Origin of the sequence: Microbispora sp. NPDC046933, assembly GCF_040644635.1 — a bacterium.
GTDB lineage: Bacteria > Actinomycetota > Actinomycetes > Streptosporangiales > Streptosporangiaceae > Microbispora.
In genome coordinates this window covers 145,670-164,280 of sequence record NZ_JBEYWW010000024.1, presented here as the reverse complement: position 1 = coordinate 164,280, position 18,611 = coordinate 145,670, and the positions used below count along the sequence as shown (strand labels likewise).

At 69.8% G+C, this 18,611-nt stretch carries 17 protein-coding genes; 6 read left to right on the top strand and 11 right to left on the bottom strand.

All coding sequences use genetic code 11. From position 1 onward, the window contains the following. Nucleotides 1–317, top strand: a 317-nt coding sequence (locus ABZ857_RS29255; RefSeq protein ID WP_357048786.1) for a hypothetical protein, incomplete at its 5' end; no start/stop codon positions are given. Nucleotides 318–685: 368 nt separating this feature from the next. Here ABZ857_RS29255 and tyrS read toward each other — a convergent pair. The 9 genes from tyrS to argC all read right to left on the bottom strand — a co-directional run bounded on the left by tyrS (nt 686) and on the right by argC (nt 10,780). After that, on the bottom strand, nt 686–1,951 hold the full coding sequence (gene tyrS, locus ABZ857_RS29250; RefSeq protein WP_357048817.1) for a tyrosine--tRNA ligase: 1,266 nt from the start codon (nt 1,949–1,951) through the stop codon (nt 686–688). A gap of 132 nt (nt 1,952–2,083) precedes the next feature. Next, the gene (locus ABZ857_RS29245; RefSeq protein ID WP_357048783.1) at nt 2,084–2,767 is read right to left on the bottom strand and encodes a DNA-3-methyladenine glycosylase; all 684 of its coding nucleotides are present in this window, start codon (nt 2,765–2,767) and stop codon (nt 2,084–2,086) included. Beyond that, nucleotides 2,749–4,161 (bottom strand): argininosuccinate lyase, encoded by a 1,413-nt coding sequence (gene argH, locus ABZ857_RS29240; RefSeq protein WP_357048814.1) that lies wholly within the window; start codon nt 4,159–4,161, stop codon nt 2,749–2,751. Before argH ends, ABZ857_RS29245 begins: the two co-directional genes overlap by 19 nt. Before the next feature lie 522 nt (nt 4,162–4,683). Further along, nucleotides 4,684–5,268: an arginine repressor gene (locus tag ABZ857_RS29235; RefSeq protein ID WP_357048780.1), complete on the bottom strand. Its 585-nt coding sequence runs from the start codon at nt 5,266–5,268 to the stop codon at nt 4,684–4,686. After that, nucleotides 5,265–6,338, bottom strand: coding sequence for an ornithine carbamoyltransferase (argF, locus tag ABZ857_RS29230; protein ID WP_357048777.1), 1,074 nt, complete (start codon nt 6,336–6,338; stop codon nt 5,265–5,267). Before argF ends, ABZ857_RS29235 begins: the two co-directional genes overlap by 4 nt. After that, nucleotides 6,331–7,476 (bottom strand): acetylornithine transaminase, encoded by a 1,146-nt coding sequence (locus ABZ857_RS29225; RefSeq protein ID WP_357048811.1) that lies wholly within the window; start codon nt 7,474–7,476, stop codon nt 6,331–6,333. The genes argF and ABZ857_RS29225 overlap by 8 nt, the downstream gene beginning before the upstream one ends. Nucleotides 7,477–7,517: 41 nt before the next feature. After that, nucleotides 7,518–8,498: an acetylglutamate kinase gene (argB, locus tag ABZ857_RS29220; protein ID WP_357048775.1), complete on the bottom strand. Its 981-nt coding sequence runs from the start codon at nt 8,496–8,498 to the stop codon at nt 7,518–7,520. Continuing rightward, nucleotides 8,495–9,649, bottom strand: a complete 1,155-nt coding sequence (gene argJ, locus ABZ857_RS29215) for a bifunctional glutamate N-acetyltransferase/amino-acid acetyltransferase ArgJ (protein WP_357048772.1) — start codon at nt 9,647–9,649, stop codon at nt 8,495–8,497. Before argJ ends, argB begins: the two co-directional genes overlap by 4 nt. A gap of 108 nt (nt 9,650–9,757) precedes the next feature. After that, nucleotides 9,758–10,780 carry an N-acetyl-gamma-glutamyl-phosphate reductase gene (gene argC, locus ABZ857_RS29210; RefSeq protein WP_357048769.1) on the bottom strand — a complete coding sequence of 341 codons (1,023 nt, stop codon included), beginning with the start codon at nt 10,778–10,780 and terminating at the stop codon, nt 9,758–9,760. A 194-nt stretch (nt 10,781–10,974) separates the two neighbouring features. Between argC and ABZ857_RS29205 the strand changes: the two genes are divergently transcribed. The 4 genes from ABZ857_RS29205 to ABZ857_RS29190 all read left to right on the top strand — a co-directional run bounded on the left by ABZ857_RS29205 (nt 10,975) and on the right by ABZ857_RS29190 (nt 16,025). Then, the gene (locus tag ABZ857_RS29205) at nt 10,975–12,630 is read left to right on the top strand and encodes a class I adenylate-forming enzyme family protein (RefSeq protein ID WP_357048766.1); all 1,656 of its coding nucleotides are present in this window, start codon (nt 10,975–10,977) and stop codon (nt 12,628–12,630) included. Between the two features lie 87 nt (nt 12,631–12,717). Further along, a complete protein-coding gene (locus tag ABZ857_RS29200; RefSeq protein WP_357048763.1) occupies nt 12,718–13,083 on the top strand; it encodes a nuclear transport factor 2 family protein in 366 nt (121 codons plus the stop codon). A 364-nt stretch (nt 13,084–13,447) separates the two neighbouring features. After that, nucleotides 13,448–14,533: a polysaccharide deacetylase family protein gene (locus ABZ857_RS29195; RefSeq protein ID WP_357048760.1), complete on the top strand. Its 1,086-nt coding sequence runs from the start codon at nt 13,448–13,450 to the stop codon at nt 14,531–14,533. Nucleotides 14,534–14,723: 190 nt separating this feature from the next. Continuing rightward, nucleotides 14,724–16,025: an MFS transporter gene (locus ABZ857_RS29190; RefSeq protein WP_357048757.1), complete on the top strand. Its 1,302-nt coding sequence runs from the start codon at nt 14,724–14,726 to the stop codon at nt 16,023–16,025. Nucleotides 16,026–16,091: 66 nt separating this feature from the next. Here ABZ857_RS29190 and ABZ857_RS29185 read toward each other — a convergent pair whose 3' ends face one another. Then, nucleotides 16,092–16,877: a hypothetical protein gene (locus ABZ857_RS29185; protein WP_357048754.1), complete on the bottom strand. Its 786-nt coding sequence runs from the start codon at nt 16,875–16,877 to the stop codon at nt 16,092–16,094. 594 nt (nt 16,878–17,471) lie between these two features. Here ABZ857_RS29185 and ABZ857_RS29180 point away from each other — a divergent pair. Then, nucleotides 17,472–18,083: a Uma2 family endonuclease gene (locus ABZ857_RS29180; protein ID WP_357048751.1), complete on the top strand. Its 612-nt coding sequence runs from the start codon at nt 17,472–17,474 to the stop codon at nt 18,081–18,083. 68 nt (nt 18,084–18,151) lie between these two features. On the opposite strand, the gene ABZ857_RS29175 is transcribed toward ABZ857_RS29180, so the two are convergent. After that, complete coding sequence (locus ABZ857_RS29175) at nt 18,152–18,601, bottom strand: hypothetical protein (protein WP_357048748.1); 450 nt, start codon at nt 18,599–18,601, stop codon at nt 18,152–18,154. Nucleotides 18,602–18,611: the final 10 nt, after the last annotated feature.

The window sequence follows — 18,611 nt, the reverse complement described above, 5'->3', positions numbered from 1 at the left end:
GCCAGGATCAAACTCTCCAAACAATGCTTGAAGAAATCTCCCTGGCCGACACCCCCCAGCTAAAGAAGGATGCCGTCAAAGGAATCCGTCACCGACACCACAAAAGTGCCGCTATGACGGGGTCATGCATGATTCATGCACTGGCTTTTAGCACACTGTTGAGTTCTCAAGAAACGGACGCGACCACCATCACCCGAAACCCACCAAGGAGTCCCGAGATCCAGGGCGATGACTTCCGTTCGGCCGACTCTACGACGATCGCCGCGCCGCAGGCCTTGAGAGCCATGCGATCTCGGCCGATGCTCTTGTTAGAGTGACCACCCCTCTCGGGGCAACCACTCCATCTTAAACCCTCGCCCGCCTCGCGTCAAACCTTCCGGTCTGGCCGCGCCACGGACGACCCGGACTCGACGTGGACGCCTCGTCTGGGTGGTTGTCAGAGTGGCTTGCCCGTCGGGGTCCGGCCGCCTCTCGGCGTCCCGCTCTCCCCGGGGGCGAAGAAAACATTAGGCAACGCCGACTCGGCCGTCAAATCACGCCGAGATGGCCGAAACCCTAGGTCAGACGGGAACTTCCGGCGCCGGCCGCTGTCGACGTCATACGATTGTTACCTACGTCACAACGACTTTTGACCATGAAACAGCCGCCTCGGCCTGAGGCCGAAGCGGCTGCTCGGTACGGAAGTTCAGGCGACCTCGACGCCGCCGACCGTCTTCTTGCCCCTGCGCAACACGAGGAAGCGGCCGTGCAGCAGATCGTCCGCCGAGGGCACGTACTCCTCATCGGTGATCTTCGTGTTGTTCAGGTACGCGCCGCCCTCCTTGACGGCCCGGCGCGCCGCGGACTTCGACTCCACCAGGCCACTCTGCGCGAGCAGCTCGACGTACGGGGCTCCCAGGGTTGACACGACCGCCTTGGGCACCTCGGCGAGAGCGGACTCCAGTGTGCGGGCGTCGAGCTCGGCCAGCGAGCCCTGGCCGAACAACGCGCGCGAAGCGGCGATCACCCGGGCCAGCTCGTCGGAGCCGTGGACCAGAGTGGTCAGGTCCTCGGCCAGGGCGCGCTGCGCCTCCCGGGCCGCCGGCCGCTCGGCCACGGCCTTCTCCAGGTCCTCGATCTCCTCCCGTGTCCGGAAGGTGAAGACCTTGAGGAAACGCACCACGTCGCGGTCGTCGGCGTTCAGCCAGAACTGGTAGAACGCGTATGGCGAGGTCAGCGCGGGATCGAGCCAGATCGCCCCGCCTGCCGTCTTGCCGAACTTCGTCCCGTCGGCCTTGGTGATCAGCTTGCCGGTGAGCGCGTGGACGTGGCCGCCCTCGACCCGGCGGATCAGGTCGACGCCCGCGGTGATGTTGCCCCACTGGTCGCTGCCGCCGAGCTGCAACGTGCATCCGTGCCGCCGGAACAGCTCCAGGTAGTCGTTGGCCTGCAGGATCTGGTAGCTGAACTCGGTGTAGCTGAGCCCCTCGCCGGCGAGCCGGGCGGAAACCGACTCCCTTGCCAGCATGCGGTTGACGGGGAAGTGCTTGCCGACGTCCCGGAGGAAGTCGATCGCCGACAGGTTCGCGGTCCAGTCGAGGTTGCTGACCAGCGTGGCCGCTGTCGGTCCCTCCTCGAACGACAGGAACTTCTCGACCTGCACGCGAATTCGCGACACCCATTCGGCGACGATCTCGCTGGAGTTCAGCGCCCGCTCGGTGCTGCGGCCGCTCGGGTCGCCGATCAGACCGGTCGCACCTCCTACCAAACCGATGGGCCGGTGGCCCGCCCGCTGGAAGCGGGTCAGGATGAGCAGCGTGGCCAGGTTGCCCACGTGCAGCGAGGGTGCGGTCGGGTCGAAGCCCGCATATACGGTGATCGGACCGTCGGCCAGCGCCTTGCGCAGCGCGTCGATGTCGGTCGTCTGCGCGATCACGTCGCGCCACTCGAGCTCGTCGATGATGTCAGCCATCTCCGACGTCGGCACGAGGTTGCCTGAAGTTGCGGTCACGGTCGTGGCTTTCGCTTATCGAATGGTGGATGTACGGGCTTCCGTACAAGCCTGCCTGATCACGGAACCTTATCGCCACTTCATACCGGCGCGTCAGCTCGTGGCGCGGCCTCGGCGCCGCGGAACGTGCGCGCGGTACGGCGAGACGGTGGGGTCAGCGTCGATCCAGAACCTCCAGGGCGTCTCGGCGCCCGCCGACACTCCGGTGCGAGGACCCGTTCTGACCTGGTCCGACGGCGCAGGCCGGCCCTCGTGCACCTGGATCGGGCCGCCGGAGCAGCAGTCCGTCCCGTTGTGCTCCCGGACCAGGCCGAGCGCCACCGCGAGCCGGGCCGGCCCACGCGCGAGGTCGCGATCCGGGACGCGCCGCACCATCCCCTTCAGGTCCGGGCCGTCTGCGTGCGGCATACGCCGGACGCGCGCGGTGTGCACGCCCGCGATCACCTCGCCGGCACGTAACAGGACGGCCGAGCCGGTGCCCGCGGGCATGCACACGAGATTGGCGCAATAGTGCATGCCGTACGTGAAATAGACGTAGAGATGCCCCGGCGGCCCGAACATGACCGAGTTGCGCGGAGTGCGTCCCCGGTAGGTGTGGGAGGCCGGGTCCTGCCCCGGCCCGCCGTACGCCTCGACCTCACTCAGCCGCACCGCCACCGACCCGTGCACGACCACGCGGCCGAGCAGGTCGGGGGCGACCACGTCCGAAGGGCGGTCGAAGAAGTCGCGGCCGAGCGGGGCGCCCGCGACGTCCTCGATCAGTTCTCGCTCGCCCATGCCGCCTGACCGTCGACGACCTCCCGGAGGTTCGCGATCTGGTCGCGGACCCGGTCGGGCGCGGTGCCGCCGAAGGCGCTGCGGGCGGCCAGCGCGCCGTGCACGTTCAGCACGTCACGGACGCTCGCACCGGTGGCGTCGACGGCGAAGTGCGGCGAGACCTTGGCCAGCTCGTCATCGGTGAGCTCGCCGAGGTCCTTGTCGTTCACCTGGCACCACACCACGAGGTGGCCGACGGCCTCGTGCGCTTCGCGGAAGGGCACCCCGCGGCGGACCAGCAGTTCGGCGAGATCGGTGGCCAGGGCGAATCCGTCGGGCGCGCTGGCCTCCAGCTTGGCCTTGTTCACGCGCATGGTGGAGACCATGCCCGACACGGCGGGGAGCACCAGGAGCAGGGTGTCGACCGCGTCGAACACCGGCTCCTTGTCCTCCTGCAGGTCGCGGTTGTAGGTGAGCGGCAGGCCCTTGAGGGTCGTCAGCAGCGACATCAGCGAACCGATCAGCCGGCCGCTCTTGCCCCTGGCCAACTCGGCGACGTCGGGATTCTTCTTCTGCGGCATGATCGACGAGCCGGTGGAGTAGGCGTCGTCCACCTCGATCCACCGGAACTCCTGCGAGGCCCACAGCACGATCTCCTCGCCGAGCCTGGAGATGTGCACGCCGATCAGCGCCGCGCAGAACAGGAACTCGGCCGCGAAGTCGCGGTCGGCCACCGCGTCCATCGAGTTCGGCGCGGGGGCGTCGAACCCGAGTTCGGCGGCGACCGCAGCGGGGTCGAGCGGCAGCGAGGACCCGGCCAGCGCACCCGAGCCGAGCGGCGAGACCGCGGCGCGCCTGTCCCAGTCCCGGAGGCGGTCCACGTCCCTGGTGAGCGCGTGGACGTGGGCGAGAAGCTGATGGCCGAACGACACAGGCTGAGCGTGCTGCAGGTGTGTCATGCCGGGGGCGGCGACGTCGGCGTTCTCCTCGGCCTGGCTGATCAGCGCGGTCTCCAGCTCGACGAGCCGGGAGACGATCACGCGGACGTGGTCACGCAGGTAGAGGCGCAGGTCGGTGGCGATCTGGTCGTTACGGCTGCGGCCCGCGCGGAGCTTGCCGCCCAGAGAGCCGAGCCGTTCGAGCAGACCGCGCTCCAGCGCCGTGTGCACGTCCTCGTCGGCCACGGTGGGGCGGAACTCCCCGGTGCGGCACGCCCGGTCGAGGTCGTCGAGCGCGCCCAGCATGCGGTCGAGCTCCTCCTGCGTCAGCAGCCCGGCGCGGTGCAGCACGCGCGCGTGCGCGCGCGAGGCCAGCAGATCGTACGGCGCGAGCCGCCAGTCGAACTGCACGCTCACCGACAGGCGCGTGAGGGCGTCCGCGGGTCCCCCCTCGAACCTGCCACCCCAGAGCCGCATCGGCTTGTTGTCCGCCACCGTCTTCTCCCTCCGATATTCGAGTCGCTGCCGAAAAGATGACCGCCCGCCGTTCCCGCCCGGGGCCGCCGTCCATGGATCCTTGCGCCTTCTCCGGTTTTCTCGGACGAACCTTCGGCGCGAATCCTTCACGCGGATCCTTCTGCGGGACTAATCCGCGACCTTAGCCGACATACGCCCCGGTCCCTGCACCGGAACCGGGGCGTACGCCGGGTGAATCAGGCCTGGCGGGCGTCCCGCGCGGCCGCGATTTCGTTCTGGTCCGTCGAGTGGGGCGATCTCCCGATGACGTCGGCCGGCGGCCCTTCTCCGCGGCGATCTCCTCGCGGGCCTCCCCCACCACCGACTTCACGCACCGCAGCCGAGCGCCCGGCTGACGGATCGCGTTTCATGTCCTCGCCGCGCCGGCCGACGTCCACGGCCTCCGCGCCGGTCCGCCCGGCGAGGAAGGGGATGGCCGCCGGCGCGCCGGCTTCGCCCGAGCACGGGAGCCGGCCCTGTCCGTCATGGTTCCTGCTTCTCACCGCCGTGGTCACGAACCTCGACGGCGAGCTTGTGCCTGGTCACGTCGGGCGGGCGGCGGGTGGCCAGGTTGAGCAGTGACTCCGCCAGCGCCTGCCCCCCGGTCGGATCACGGCTGATCACGAGGATCGTGTCGTCGCCGGCCACCGTGCCGAGGATGGACTCCCAGCCCGCGTGGTCGATCGCCGAGGCGAGGAACTGTGCCGCTCCCGGGGGCGTACGCAGGATCACGAGGTTGGCCGACGCCTCGGCCGACACCAGGAGCTCCTCCGCGATCCTCCGCAACCGCGCGTCGGGGTTCTCCGGCAAGCCGTTGGCGGCACCGGTCCGGTAGAGCGGTATCCGTCCCCCACCCTCGCCGGGCAGCGCGTAGACCAGCGTGCCGTCGTCGGCCCGCAGCTTCAGCGCGCCCAGCTCGTCGAGATCGCGGGAGAGCGTGGCCTGGGTGACCTCCACTCCCTGCTCCGCCAGGAGCTTGGCCAGCTCGGGCTGCGAGCGGACCTTGTGCCTGGTCAGCAGCTCCACGATGCGCGCGTGCCGGGCCGCCTTGGTCAGCGGGATGGTCACGACCCCTCCGCACCCCGCGTCGCCAGCCAGTGCAGCAGCGCCTTCTGGGCGTGCAGCCGGTTCTCCGCCTGATCCCACACCACGCTCTGCGGCCCGTCGATGACGTCCGCGGCGATCTCCAATCCCCGATACGCCGGGAGACAGTGAAGCACGATCGCGTCCGGGTCCGCCAGGCCGAGCAGGGCCGTGGTCACCTGGTAGGAGGCGAAGGCGGCGACCCGCTCGTCCTTGCCGTCCTGGCCCATGGACACCCAGGTGTCGGTCGCGACGACATGCGCCCCGGCCACCGCGGCCTCCGGATCGCTCACCGCCGTGACCGACCCGCCCGTGACCGCCGCGATCTCGGCCGCCCGCTCCATGACCAGGGCGTCGGGCAGGTAGCCCACCGGCGCGCCGATCCGGACGTGCATGCCCGCGGTGGCCCCGCCCAGCAGGTAGGAGTGGGCCATGTTGTTGGCGCCGTCGCCGAGGTAGGCGAGCGTGAGGCCCCGCGGCGAGCCCTTGTGCTCCCGGATCGTCTGCAGGTCGGCGAGGATCTGGCAGGGGTGGAACTCGTCGGTCAGCGCGTTCACCACCGGCACCGACGAGTGGGCCGCCATCGCCTCGATGCGCTCCTGACCCGCCGTCCGCCACACGATCGCCGCGACCTGCCGGGACAGCACCCGGGCGGTGTCCTCGATCGGCTCGCCGCGTCCCATCTGCGAGGTGCCGAGGTCCATGATCAGAGGCTGGCCGCCCAGCTCCGCGACGCCGACCGTGAAAGAGACCCGGGTGCGGGTGGACGGCTTGTCGAACAGCACGGCGACCGTGCGAGGGCCCTCGAAGGGCCGGTAGCCGAACCGGTCCTTCTTCATCGCCTCGGCGAGGTCGAGCACCTGCGCCTGTTCCTCCGGCGACAGGTCGTCGTCCCGCAGGAAGTGTCTTACTCGCGCCGAGTCCGCGCCCTGCCTCACCCGCGCCGGGTCCGCGCCCTGCCTCACCCGCGCCGGGTCCGCGCCCTGCCTCACCCGCCCCATATCACCGCCCTGGCTCCGGCCGGGGGCGGGGTTCACGAGGTCGTTCTCAGGCATTCGCGGCCTCCAGGATGCCGGGCAGCGCGTCGAGGAAGGTCTGCACGTCGGACTCGGTGATCACAAGCGGCGGCGCGAGCCGTACCGCGTCGGGTTGAAGGGCGTTGACGAGGAAACCGGCCTCCTGCGCCGCCGCCTGCACCTGCGCCGACTTCGGCGCGGTGAGCACGGCGGCCAGCCACAGCCCGCGCCCCCTGACCCCCTTGAGCAACGGATGCCGCACGGCGGCGATGCCCTCGGACAGCAGCGCTCCCACCTTCACGACATTACCGAGCAGTCCGTCGCGCTCGATCGTCTCCAGCACCGCGAGCGCCGCCGCGCACGAGACCGGGTTGCCGCCGAAGGTCGAGCCGTGGTCACCCTTGGCGAAGACCTCGCCGGCCTCGCCGAAGCCGATGCAGGCTCCGATCGGCAGGCCCCCGCCGAGGCCCTTGGCCAGCGTCAGCACGTCGGGCACGACCCCCTCCGCCTGGTGCGAGAACCAGTGCCCGGTGCGGCCGATGGCCGACTGGATCTCGTCGGCCACGAGCAGCGCGCCCGCTGCGGAGCAGATCTCCCTGGCGGCCCGGAAGTAGCCCTCGGGCGGCGGGACGACTCCGGCCTCACCCTGGGTGGGCTCCAGGAACACCGCCGCGCAGTCCTCGGTCACCGCGTTCTTGAGCGCGTCCGCGTCACCGTACGGGACGAACCGCACATCGAGCGGGAACGGCCCGAACTGGTCGCGGATCGAGGGCTTGCCGGTGAGCGACAGCGCGCCGAGCGTGCGGCCGTGGAAGCCGTTCTCCGCCGCCACCATGTAGCCGCGGCCGTGGGTCTTGCCGTACTTGATGGCGATCTTAACTGCCGCCTCGTTGGCCTCGGTGCCGGAGTTGGCGAGGAAGACCCGCGCGGGCTCCCCGAGCAGGGCGAGCAGCTTCTCGGCGAGCAGCACCTCGGGCTCGTGCAGGAACAGGTTCGAGCTGTGCGCGAGGGTGGCCGCCTGCCGGGACACCGCCTCGACCAGGGCCGGGTGGTTGTGGCCGAGCGAGGTCACCGCGATGCCGCCGATGAGGTCGAGGTAGCGGCGCCCGTCCACGTCCCAGACGGCGCAGCCCTCACCGCGGGCGATGGCGACGGGCGGCACCCCGTAGTTGCGCATGAACGCCGCCTCGAAGCGTGCGCGCAGTTCGTCGTTGGTGGTCACCTGGCAACCTCCCCGTTCGCGGCGCCCTCCGCCGTCGCCCCCATCCTGTCCCGCACCGCCGGGACGGCGTCGTCGGGCTCGACCATCGTCCCGATGCCCTCGTCGGTGAAGACCTCCAGCAGCAGCGCGTGCGGCACCCGCCCGTCGAGCACGTGGGCCTGTGGGACGCCGCCGCGCACGGCAGCCAGGCATGCTTCCATCTTCGGCACCATGCCACTGGACAGCGAGGGCAGCAACGCGGCGAGTTCGGACGCACTGATCCGGCTGACGACCTCCTCACCCGAGCCTGATTCCCCGCCTTCGGCAGGAGGTTGCCAGTCGGCGTACAGTCCCTCGACGTCGGTGAGGACGATGAGCTTCGACGCCTGGAGCGCCACGGCGAGAGCGGCCGCGGCGGTGTCGGCGTTGACGTTGTAGATCCCGCCGTCCTCGCCGCGGGCCACGGACGACACCACCGGGATGCGGCCGTCGTCCAGCAGAGCCCGCACGGCTCCGGCCTCGACCCGGACGATCTCACCGACCTGGCCGATGTCGACCTTGACGCCGTCCACCACGACGTGCTTGCGCTCGGCGGTGAACAGGTGGGCGTCCTCGCCGGACATGCCGACCGCGAACGGCCCGTGCCCGTTGATCAGCCCGACCACGTCGCGGTTGACCTGGCCGACCAGGACCATCCGGACGACCTGCATCGCCTCGGGGGTGGTCACCCGGAGCCCGGACACGAAGTGGCTGTCGATCCCGAGCAGGTCGAGGTGCGACTGGATCTGCGGGCCGCCACCGTGCACGATCACCGGCCGCAGGCCCGCGTAGCGCAGGAACACCACGTCGGCCGCGAACTTGGCCCGCAGGTGCTCCTCCGTCATCGCGTTGCCGCCGTACTTGATGACGACGGTCGCGCCGTGGAAACGCGCCAGCCAGGGCAGCGCCTCGATCAGGGTGTGCGCCTTGTCCAGGGCGCCGTTCCGCCTGACGCTCATGACGAGTACGCCGAGTTCTCGTGCACGTACGCCGCCGTGAGGTCCGTGGTGTGCACGGTCGCGGTGTGCGGGCCGGCGGACAGGTCGATGGTGATGGTCACGTCGCGGGGCCGCAGGTCGACCTTGGCACGGTCGTCTCCGGCCGCGCCGCCGCGGCAGATCCAGATGCCGTTGACCGCCACGTTGACCCGCTCGGCGTCGAACACGGCGTCGGTGGTGCCGACCGCGCTGACCACCCGGCCCCAGTTGGGGTCCTCGCCGTGGATCGCGCACTTGAGCAGGTTCGAGCGGGCCACCGCACGGCCCACCGCCACCGCGTCCTCCTCCGACGCCGCGCCGACGACCTCGATGGCGATCGCCTTCGAGGCGCCCTCGGCGTCGACCAGAAGCTGCCGGGACAGGTCCGCGCAGACGGCGGTGACGACTTTCTCGAACTCGGCGAGGTCGGGGCGCACGCCCGACGCGCCGCTCGCGAGCAGCAGCACGGTGTCGTTGGTCGACATGCATCCGTCGCTGTCGAGCCGGTCGAACGTCACCGAGGTCGCCCTGCGCAGCACCGTGTCGAGTTCCTCGGACGTGAGGTCGGCGTCGGTGGTGAGCACGCACAGCATCGTGGCGAGCGCGGGCGCGAGCATCCCGGCGCCCTTGGCCATGCCGCCCACCATGTAGCCGCTCTCGCCCCGGCGGAAGGAGATCTTGCTGACGGTGTCGGTGGTCCGGATCGCGTCGGCCGCCGCCAGGCCGCCGTCGCGGCTCAGCTGGGCGGCCGCGGTCCCCACGCCGCCGAGCAGCGCGTCCATCGGCAGCCGCTCACCGATCAGGCCGGTGGAGCAGACGGCGATCTCGGCCGCGGAGTCGTCCAGGACCTCCGCCACCTTCTCGGCGGTGGCATGGGTGTCCTGGAAGCCCAGCGGGCCGGTGCAGGCGTTGGCGCCGCCGGAGTTGAGGACCACGGCCCTGACCCGGCCGCCGCTCAGAACCTGGGTCGACCACAGGACGGGCGCGGCCTTGAAGCGGTTGCGGGTGAAGACGCCGGCCGCGGCACGCGAGGGGCCGTCGTTGACGACCAGGGCCAGGTCGCGGGCGCCGCCGCTCTTGATCCCGGCGGCGACTCCTGCGGCGCGGAAGCCAAGCGGTGCGGTCACGCTCATGCCGCCCCCTCGCCTGACGGCTCGAGTTCGCATTCGCGAATCGCGCTGTGCTTAACGATTCGCTCGCTTCGCTCGCTCATGCGCGCTCCTCACAGGGGACGATCGTGGTCACGGGGCGACTCCATTGGTGGGAAGGCCGACTTCTTCCGGAAGGCCAAGAGCGAGGTTGGCGCTCTGGATCGCGCCGCCCGCGGTGCCCTTGGTGAGGTTGTCGATGGCGACGACGGCGACGATCCGCCCGGCCCGCTCGTCGAGGGTGACCTGCAGGACCGCGGTGTTGGCCCCGACCGTCATCGCTGTCGCCGGCCAGACCCCCTCGGGCAGCAGGTGGAGGAACGGCTCGTCCTTCACCGCCGTCTCGTACGCCTCCCGCACCGCGGCGGGGGTGACGCCGGAGGCGGCGGGAGCCGTGCAGGTGGCGAGGATGCCGCGGCTCATCGGCGCGAGGGTCGGCGTGAACGACACCCGGACCGGCCGCCCGGCGACCGCCGACAGGTTCTGCTCCATCTCCGGGGTGTGCCGGTGCACCCCGCCCACACCGTACGCGCTGACCGAGCCCATGACCTCGCTGCCGAGCAGGTTGGCCTTGGGCGCCCGGCCGGCTCCGGATGTGCCGCTCGCGGCGACGACCACGACGTCGGGCTCGGCCAGCCCGGACGCGAAGGCGGGGAACAACGCCAGCGTCGCGGCCGTCGGGTAGCAGCCGGGGACGGCGATGCGCCGGGCGCCGCGCAGGACCTCGCGCTGGCCGGGAAGCTCGGGCAGGCCGTAGGGCCACGTGCCGGCGTGGACCCCGCCGTAGAATGCTGTCCACTCCTGCGCGCTGGTCAGCCGGAAGTCGGCGCCGCAGTCGACGACGAGCGTGCCGTCGCCGAGTTCGGCGGCGACCGCGGCCGACTGGCCGTGCGGGAGGGCGAGGAAGACGACGTCGTGACCGGCGAGCACGTCGGGAGTGGTCTGCTCGATCACCCGGTCGGCCAGCGACGGCAGGTGGGGTTGGTGGGCGCCGAGCCTGGTGCCCGCGCTGGACGCGGCGGTCAGCGCGCCGATCTCGACGGCGGGGTGGCCGAGCAGCAGGCGGAGCAGCTCTCCTCCCGCGTAGCCGCTGGCTCCGGCGATGGCCGCCCTCATCCGCGCCCCCCGATTCTCCGCGATCCCTGCATGATCATGCAGGAGACCTCATGTTCTTGCTGGTGTAGAGAGAGTATGCATCGCAAAGCATGAGCATGCAAGCAGCGTTCCGAGGGATGGACATCTAGCCGACGTACCTACCGGTCGGTATCGTGAAACCTCCGGTTAACGAACGAATCCGGGAGTGCGCCAGCATGACGATCACGAACGAACAGGTCCAGGCCCAGCTCACGGCGCCCGGGCAGCTCTTCGAGATGGAAGAGGTCGAGGTCGGCGGTCACAAGATCCGGGCATGGAAGCACGCTCCGGCGACCTTCCGCGCCCTCCTGGAGATCACCCGGTTCCACGGGGACAAGGTGTTCGTCGTCTACGAGGACGAGCGGATCACGTACGAGGAGCACTTCCGGCTGGCCGCGACGCTCGCCAACCGCCTCGTGGACGACTACGGCGTACGCAGGGGCGACCGCGTCGCCGTGGCCATGCGCAACTACCCCGAGTGGATCATCTCCTTCTCCGCCGTGCTCGCCGCCGGGGCGGTGGCCGTGCCGCTCAACGCCTGGTGGACCGAGCAGGAGCTGGAGTACGGCCTGAGCGACTCGGGCGCCAAGGTCGTGATCGCCGACGGCGAGCGCGCCGCCCGGATGGCCGGCAGCGGCCTGCCGATGATCGTCACCCGCGGCGAGGGGACCAACTGGGGCGAGGTCCTCGGCGAGGTCCGGCCCGACGTGACGCTGCCGCAGGTCGACGTCGGCCCCGACGACCCCGCCACGATCTTCTACACCTCCGGCACCACCGGCAGGTCGAAGGGCGCCCTCGGCAGCCACCGCAACCTCGGCCAGGCGCCGATGACCGTCGCGTACGCGATGATGCGCACGGTGGCGATGGCCGGCCGGGACGTGGCCGCGGCGGCCGAGAAGCGCAGGATCACCCTGCTGACCGTGCCCCTCTTCCACGTCACCGGGTGCTTCGCCGTACTGATGACCACGATGTTCAGCGGCGGCGGGCTCGTGCTGATGTACAAGTGGGACCCCAAGCGGGCACTGGAGCTCATCGAGCGCGAGAAGGTCACCGTGATGAGCGGCGTGCCGACCAACGCCTGGCAGTTGCTGTCGCACCCCGACCTGGACAAGCACGACGTCTCCTCCCTCGGCTCCATCTCGTACGGCGGCGCCCCGGCCCCGCCGAAGCTGCTGGAGCGGATCACCGAGACGCTCCCCAACCGCACGCCCGCCAACGGGTACGGCATGACCGAGACGACGGCGCTCGCGATCTACAACAGCGGCGGGGACTACCTGGCCAAGCCCGACAGCATCGGGCTGCCGCTCGCCGTCGTGGACGTCAAGGTCTGCGACCCGCTCGGCACCGAGCTGCCGCCCGGCGAGGTCGGCGAGCTGTGCATGCGCGGGCCGATCGTGATCATGGGTTACTGGAACCGCCCGGAGGCCACGGCGGAGACGTTCGTGGACGGCTGGCTGCACACGGGCGACCTGGCCCGCATCGACGAGGACGGCTACGTCTACATCGTCGACCGCGCCAAGGACATGGTCATCAGGGGCGGCGAGAACGTCTACTGCGCCGAGGTCGAGGCCGCCCTGTTCGAGCATCCCGCCGTGGACGACGCCGCCGTGATCGGCATCCCGGACGACGAGCTGGGCGAGCAGGTCGGCGCGGTCGTACGCCTCAAGCAGGGCGCCGGCGCCACCGACGAGGAGCTCCAGGAGTTCCTGCGCGGCCGCATCGCGGCGTTCAAGGTGCCGGTGCGGTTCTGGTTCAGGGAGACCGAACTGCCGCGCAACCCCGGCGGCAAGGTGCTGAAGACCCACCTGCGCAAGGAGACCCTGGGCCTTTAGGTTTACCTCCCGCGTAATCGCCTCCCCTCGGGCCTCCGTGACACCGTTCACGTGTCGTCACGGAGGAAATCCCCGAAGGAGTGGACAATGACCGATTACACCGCCTTGGCCGAGCGTTACGTCGCCGCCTGGAACGAGCGCGACACCGAGGCCAGGGCGAAGGCGGTGGCGGAACTGTGGACCGAGGACGGCGGCTACACCGACCCGCTGGCCGCCGTCACCGGGCACGACGGGATCGCCGCGGTGATCGCCGGCGCGCAGGAGATGTTCCCCGGGTTCGTCTTCACCCTGGGCGGGCCCGTGGACGGCCACCACGACACCGCGCGCTTCACCTGGCACCTCGGCCCGGAAGGCGCGGCCGAGCCGGTCGTGATCGGCTTCGACGTCGTGGCGCTCGCCGAGGACGGCCGGATCCGGAACGTGTACGGCTTCCTCGACAAGGTCCCCGCCTGACCATGCTCGTGGGCTCTCCGGAGTCCGTCCGGGCTTCGCCTCCCGGGCGGCTCCGGAAGGCCGGCCAGCGCGCCGCGTTCCCCGCGCTGCCCGTCGCGCGTCTGAGGGCCCGCTGGGGCAGGGCCGCCCTGCGGGCATCGCAGAGTCGCCGGGCACAGCCTCATCGGCATGAAAGGTTCATTGGGCTTTCAGCATTACAGACCCTCTTTTATCGGTTCATCGATTCGAAACTTTTCAGTCGATCTTTGACACGTTTCAGGATCTGTTCCCAGAATGATCCTCCGGCGAACCCCCGGGGGCCTCGGCGGCGCTCCCCTACCGCCGATTCGCGCCGCCCGGCCCTCCCCCGATCGGAGGAGCAGACATGGCCGACAGCACCGCGCCCATCGCAAGACGTACAAACTTACGCAGAACGCTCGCCACCGCGATCGCGGGCGTTCTGACCGCGGCGCTCGCGGGCGTGGCCCTGTCGGCCGCACCCGCGAGCGCGGCCGACTGCAGCGCCGGATACGTCGGCCTGACCTACGACGACGGCCCCAACCCCAGCAACACGACCACCCTGCTGAACACGTTGAAGGCCAACGGCCTGCGGGCCACCATGTTCAACATCGGACAAAACGCCCAAAACAACCCCTCCCTGGTCAGAGCCCAGATCGACGCGGGCATGTGGGTCGGCAACCACAGCTGGACCCACCCCCACCTGACCCAGATGAGCAGCTCCCAGATCCAGTCCGAACTCCAGCAGACCCAGCAGGCCATCCAGCAGGCCACCGGCTCCGCACCCAAACTGTTCCGCCCGCCCTACGGCGAGACCAACTCCACCCTCAAGTCGATCGAACAGCAACTCGGCCTCAAAGAGATCCTCTGGGACGTCGACTCCCAGGACTGGAACGGCGCCAGCACCACCCAGATCGTGCAGGCCGCAAGCCAGCTCCAGAACGGCCAGATCATCCTCATGCACGACCAGTACGCCACCACCGTCGCCGCCATCCCCCAGATCGCCGCGAACCTCCGCAGCCGCAACCTGTGCCCGGGCATGATCTCGCCGTCCACCGGACGGGCCGTGGCGCCCGACGGCGGGGGCCCCGTCTCTCCGTCCCCGTCGAGCCCGCAGTCCCCCAGCCCCAGCCCCACGCTCACGCCTCCGCCGGGCCAGGGCGGGTGCACCGCGACGATGCAGACCGTGAACTCCTGGACCGGCGGGTTCCAGTCCACTGTGACGGTGCGCGCGGGCAGTTCGGCGATCAGGGGCTGGACGGTGACCTGGAACTGGCCCGGTTCCCAGTCCATCAGCCAGCTGTGGGGAGGCCTCCAGTCCGGCTCCGGCTCCTCCGTCAGCGTGCGCAACGAGTCCTGGAACGGCGGCCTGGGCGCGAGCGCCTCCACCACCTTCGGCTTCGTCGCCAACGGCACCGCCGCCACGCCGACACTGACCTGCAGCGCGTCCTGACGGACCACGACAACGGCCGTACGGCGGGAGGGGACGACCTCCTCGCCGTACGGCCGTCGGCGTTCCCGGCCGTGGCTCTTGCGGAAGCGGCGTGAGAGCACTCACGCCCGCGTCCATCGAGCGTCGCCTGCTGGGATGCCTCAGGAAAAGCAGTTGCCTCCGGAGAGGTGGATCGATGAGATGACTCATCGTGCCGGCAAGTCCTGATCGTTCCCTCAGATCCCTGGCGCGACGGCTGAGGCTGGATCTCAGCCCCCTGCGCGAGTTCCGCGACTTCCGCCTCCTGCTCGGCTCTGGGCTGATCACGATGCTCGGCACGGTCATCACGACCGTGGCCGTGCCGTACCAGATGAAGCAGCTCACCGAGTCCTACGTCGCGGTGGGCCTAGTGGGCATGGCCGAGTTCGTACCGATGGTGGTGTGCGGCCTGTGGGGCGGCGCGATCGCCGACGCGCGCGACCGGCGCACGATCGTGATACTCAGCGAGCTGGGGCTGTGCCTCTCCTCTGCGCTCCTGCTCGTCAACGCGCTGCTGCCCCGGCCGCAGGTGTGGGTGCTGTACGCCGCGGGGGCGCTGGCCGCCGGGCTCGGCAGCATACGCGGGCCCAGCGAGCAGGCGATGATCAACCGTGTGCTGCCGCTGGACCGGATGCCCGCGGCGTTCGCCCTGCAGGGCCTGGTCCGCAACGCCGCCATGATCGCAGGACCGGCGGCGGGCGGTCTCATCGTGGCCTCGCTCGGCCCGGCCGCCTCCTACGGCGTCGACGTCGCCACCTTCCTCGTCTCCCTGGCGTTGCTGGTCAGGGTCGGCGCCGTCCCCCGCGCCGAGGAGCCCACCCCCGCGTCGCTGCGCTCCCTGCTGGAAGGCATGCGGTACGCGCTGCGTCGGCCCGACCTGATGGGCACCTATCTGGTGGACATCGCCGCGATGGCCTTCGCCAGTTCCACCGCGCTGTTCCCCTTCCTGGCGGAGAACCTCGGCGCGTCCAAGGCCGTCGGAGTGCTGTACGCGGCCGGCGGTGTGGGCGCGGTGATCGCCTCGCTCACCTCGGGCTGGACGGCCCACGTCCATCGGCACGGGCTCGCCGTCATCGTCTCGGCCATCCTGTGGGGCGCCGCCGTGGCGCTCGCGGCCCTGATGCCCGACATCTGGCTGGTCTTCCTGCTCCTCGCCGTCGCCGGCGGCGCCGACATGGTGAGCGGCCTGTTCCGCGGCACCATCTGGAACCAGACGATTCCCGACTCCTACCGCGGACGGCTGGCCGGCATCGAACTGCTGTCCTACTCGGCCGGGCCGATGCTGGGCGACGCGCGGGCCGGGTTCATGGCCCAGTTGGGCGGCCCCCGCTTCTCCCTGGGGGCGGGCGGCCTGCTCTGCGTGGCAGTGGTCGGCGTGATGGCGGCCGCGTTGCCCAGGTTCCGCCGGTACGACGCCAGGACCGACGAGCATGCCCTGGCCGAACGCACCCGCCGCGAAGCCGCCGCGCGATGAGAATCGGCTCCCACCCGGCCCGGCCTCGCCATCCGGTTCACGTGCAGGAGTTCCGACCTGCGCCGATCAGTTGCTTCCGCCTCGATGGGACGGTGAGGGAGGGTCCACCCTCGACAGGATGTGTTCGCTGAGCCACAGACGGTCCCCGTCCTTACGGAAACGAGCATCACGCTCTGACCTGATCACCTCAGCCAACCGGCGTCGTTGCTCCTGGTCGAGGTCGTCCACCATCTGGAGGGAGAGCAGCATCGCGTGATACTGCTCAAAAGCGCTCCGCGAGTTTTCGATCGCCTCCAGCGCAGCGTCGAAGTTCCGCGTTTCCGGCCTGGCCTGCATGATCGCCAATGCCGCGATGCGCTGCTCCTCGGCTCCCTGCTCCAGCCAGCGCAGCACCTCGGCCGAATCCAAAGGCAGTTCCGCGGAGAGACGACGCACATCGCTCACCACCTTTTCCATCGCCTCTGTCCGCGCAGGACCGGCAGGCATGGATCTGCGTGTGGATCGGTATTCGGTCGCGACCGGCCCTATGGTCTCCAGCAACGCCTTGGCCTCCGCGCGCAGCCGACCGGCCTCGGCGATGTCCCCTCGCCCTTCCGACGCGTCGGCGAGTTGGAGCTTCTCATGGACGGCGCGGACTACCAGCTTCGCCCCGCCGAACTCCAGACTCTCGATGGAGCTTCCCAACAGCGCAAGCACCATGACGACTCCGCCGAACACCACCAGCACGGCGGCACCGAGCCCATTCTCGGTGACGAAGACCGCGATCGCTCCGGCTACGAAAGACACCGCACCGAGCACGCCCATCAGAATGCGCGTCCAGGGCTTCATCGTTAACGGCAGGGGAGAATCCACGAGGCTACTCCTTGGTGGTCTCTGTTTCCGGACTCGACCATGAACTGCGCGCGCACGGGGCCTCTGGCCCTTCACCGGGAGTATGAGGCTTGCCCCCACGAGACATCCGTGAATTCAGCCGGCTTCTCTCAGGATGGCCAGCCATCCGCACTTCAGCCGTAACCCTTCGATCCCCGCTTGAACTCGGAGGTACAACCAAGACTTGCACGGCCGGTGGGAACGTTCAATGCGCCAGCGTTATCAGGGCATAGTCAAGAATGGCGCCCCGGCGGATCCCCGCGGCCGGGCGGCGCCTTCCCCGCATGGCGATACGCCGCCTGTCCCCCCGATGCCCGATCTGGGTCCCGACTGGAGGAGCAGACATGGTCGACAGTGCCGTACCCATCGGAAGACGTCTCCGCTTACGCATGACGCTCGCCACCGCGATCGCGAGTGTTCTGACCGCGACGCTCGCGGGCGTGGCCCTGTCGGCCGCACCCGCGAACGCGCCTTCAGGCGCAGGGAACATCACGCCTGACAGCGGAGCGCCTCCGCACGAAAACGCGCGTTTGGGGAATCACTTCGGCGTGACGCGACGCTTGCTACGGTGAGCGCATGACGGCAGAGGCATGGAGCGAAGCGCCATTGAGTGACACACACGGCCTCCCGAGCTGGGTCTTCCCTCCGGCGGAAGGCTTCACGGCGGCCGACCTCGATCACATGCCGCAACTTCCCGCGCACACAGAGTTGATCGATGGAAGCTTGGTCTTCGTGAGCCCCCAAGCCTCCTTTCACAGCCTCATGCTGTTCTTGCTGGAGCGGGAACTGCGCCGGTTCTGCCCCGCCCACCTGCGCGTGCGCCGTGAGATGAGTGTCGTCCTCGGGCTTCGCCAAAGGCCCGAGCCCGATCTGGTGATCCTTCGCGCCGAGGCGGTGCAGGGGACGAGTGAAACCTCGTACGAGGCGAGTGATGTGCTCTTGGCCGTCGAGGTCGTCTCGCCGGACTCGGAGGAGCGGGACCGCAAGCGCAAGCCGCAGCTCTACGCGGAGGCGGGGATCGCCCACTTCTGGCGGGTCGAGAACCAGTCCGACCGGCCCGCGGTGTACGTCTACGAACTCGACCCGGCCACCGCGTCGTACGCGGTGACCGGGATCTACCACGACCGGCTCAAGCTGTCGGTGCCCTTCGAGATCGACATCGACCTCACCGAGATCGACGCCCTCTGAGCCCGCGCCCACGCTGGACCTTCCCCGGACGCGGAAACGTCGTACGGCCGGGAATGAGGGCGCCGGCGTCAGTACGAGGAGCAGACGCCCTGCGCGTATTTGATGAATCCGCTCGTTGTGAAGGTCTCCCCCGGATAACGGCCGTTGATCTGGCCCGGCTTCAGGTCGTCGAAATCCGCCAGCGTGAAGGACACCTGACCGTAGTACATCTCCTTGCCCGAATCCGGCCAGGCCATGAGGCGGTAGGTGACGCCGGGCACCAGGCGGGCATCGCCGGAGACCAGGGTCCAGTCCGATCCCGGTGACTTCGGATTCAACGACGCGAAATGGTCGCGGCCTTTCGTGGTGCTGAGCTTCGCCACCGGCTTCTCCGACTCCTTCTCCTCGATAGAGACCGTGATCTGGCGGGGCGGGGAGTCGTCACACCAGGCGACGGCGACGGAGGGGGCGCCGTCCTGGGACCGCATGATGCTGACCGCGCCCCCCTCTCGCTGCGTGCAGGCGGCGAGCACGGCCATCAGCGTGAGG

Excerpts from the sequence above, each read along its gene's own strand:
- ABZ857_RS29225 (WP_357048811.1), bottom strand. The coding sequence starts at position 7,476 with ATGCGCAACTACGGGGTGCCGCCCGTCGCCATCGCCCGCGGTGAGGGC.
- argC (WP_357048769.1), bottom strand. The coding sequence starts at position 10,780 with ATGAGGGCGGCCATCGCCGGAGCCAGCGGCTACGCGGGAGGAGAGCTG.
- ABZ857_RS29195 (WP_357048760.1), top strand. The coding sequence starts at position 13,448 with ATGGCCGACAGCACCGCGCCCATCGCAAGACGTACAAACTTACGCAGA.
- ABZ857_RS29180 (WP_357048751.1), top strand. The coding sequence starts at position 17,472 with ATGACGGCAGAGGCATGGAGCGAAGCGCCATTGAGTGACACACACGGC.
- argF (WP_357048777.1), bottom strand. The coding sequence starts at position 6,338 with ATGCCTGAGAACGACCTCGTGAACCCCGCCCCCGGCCGGAGCCAGGGC.
- argJ (WP_357048772.1), bottom strand. The coding sequence starts at position 9,649 with ATGAGCGTGACCGCACCGCTTGGCTTCCGCGCCGCAGGAGTCGCCGCC.
- ABZ857_RS29205 (WP_357048766.1), top strand. The coding sequence starts at position 10,975 with ATGACGATCACGAACGAACAGGTCCAGGCCCAGCTCACGGCGCCCGGG.
- ABZ857_RS29245 (WP_357048783.1), bottom strand. The coding sequence starts at position 2,767 with ATGGGCGAGCGAGAACTGATCGAGGACGTCGCGGGCGCCCCGCTCGGC.
- ABZ857_RS29175 (WP_357048748.1), bottom strand. The coding sequence starts at position 18,601 with ATGGCCGTGCTCGCCGCCTGCACGCAGCGAGAGGGGGGCGCGGTCAGC.
- ABZ857_RS29200 (WP_357048763.1), top strand. The coding sequence starts at position 12,718 with ATGACCGATTACACCGCCTTGGCCGAGCGTTACGTCGCCGCCTGGAAC.
- argH (WP_357048814.1), bottom strand. The coding sequence starts at position 4,161 with ATGCGGCTCTGGGGTGGCAGGTTCGAGGGGGGACCCGCGGACGCCCTC.
- argB (WP_357048775.1), bottom strand. The coding sequence starts at position 8,498 with ATGAGCGTCAGGCGGAACGGCGCCCTGGACAAGGCGCACACCCTGATC.
- tyrS (WP_357048817.1), bottom strand. The coding sequence starts at position 1,951 with ATGGCTGACATCATCGACGAGCTCGAGTGGCGCGACGTGATCGCGCAG.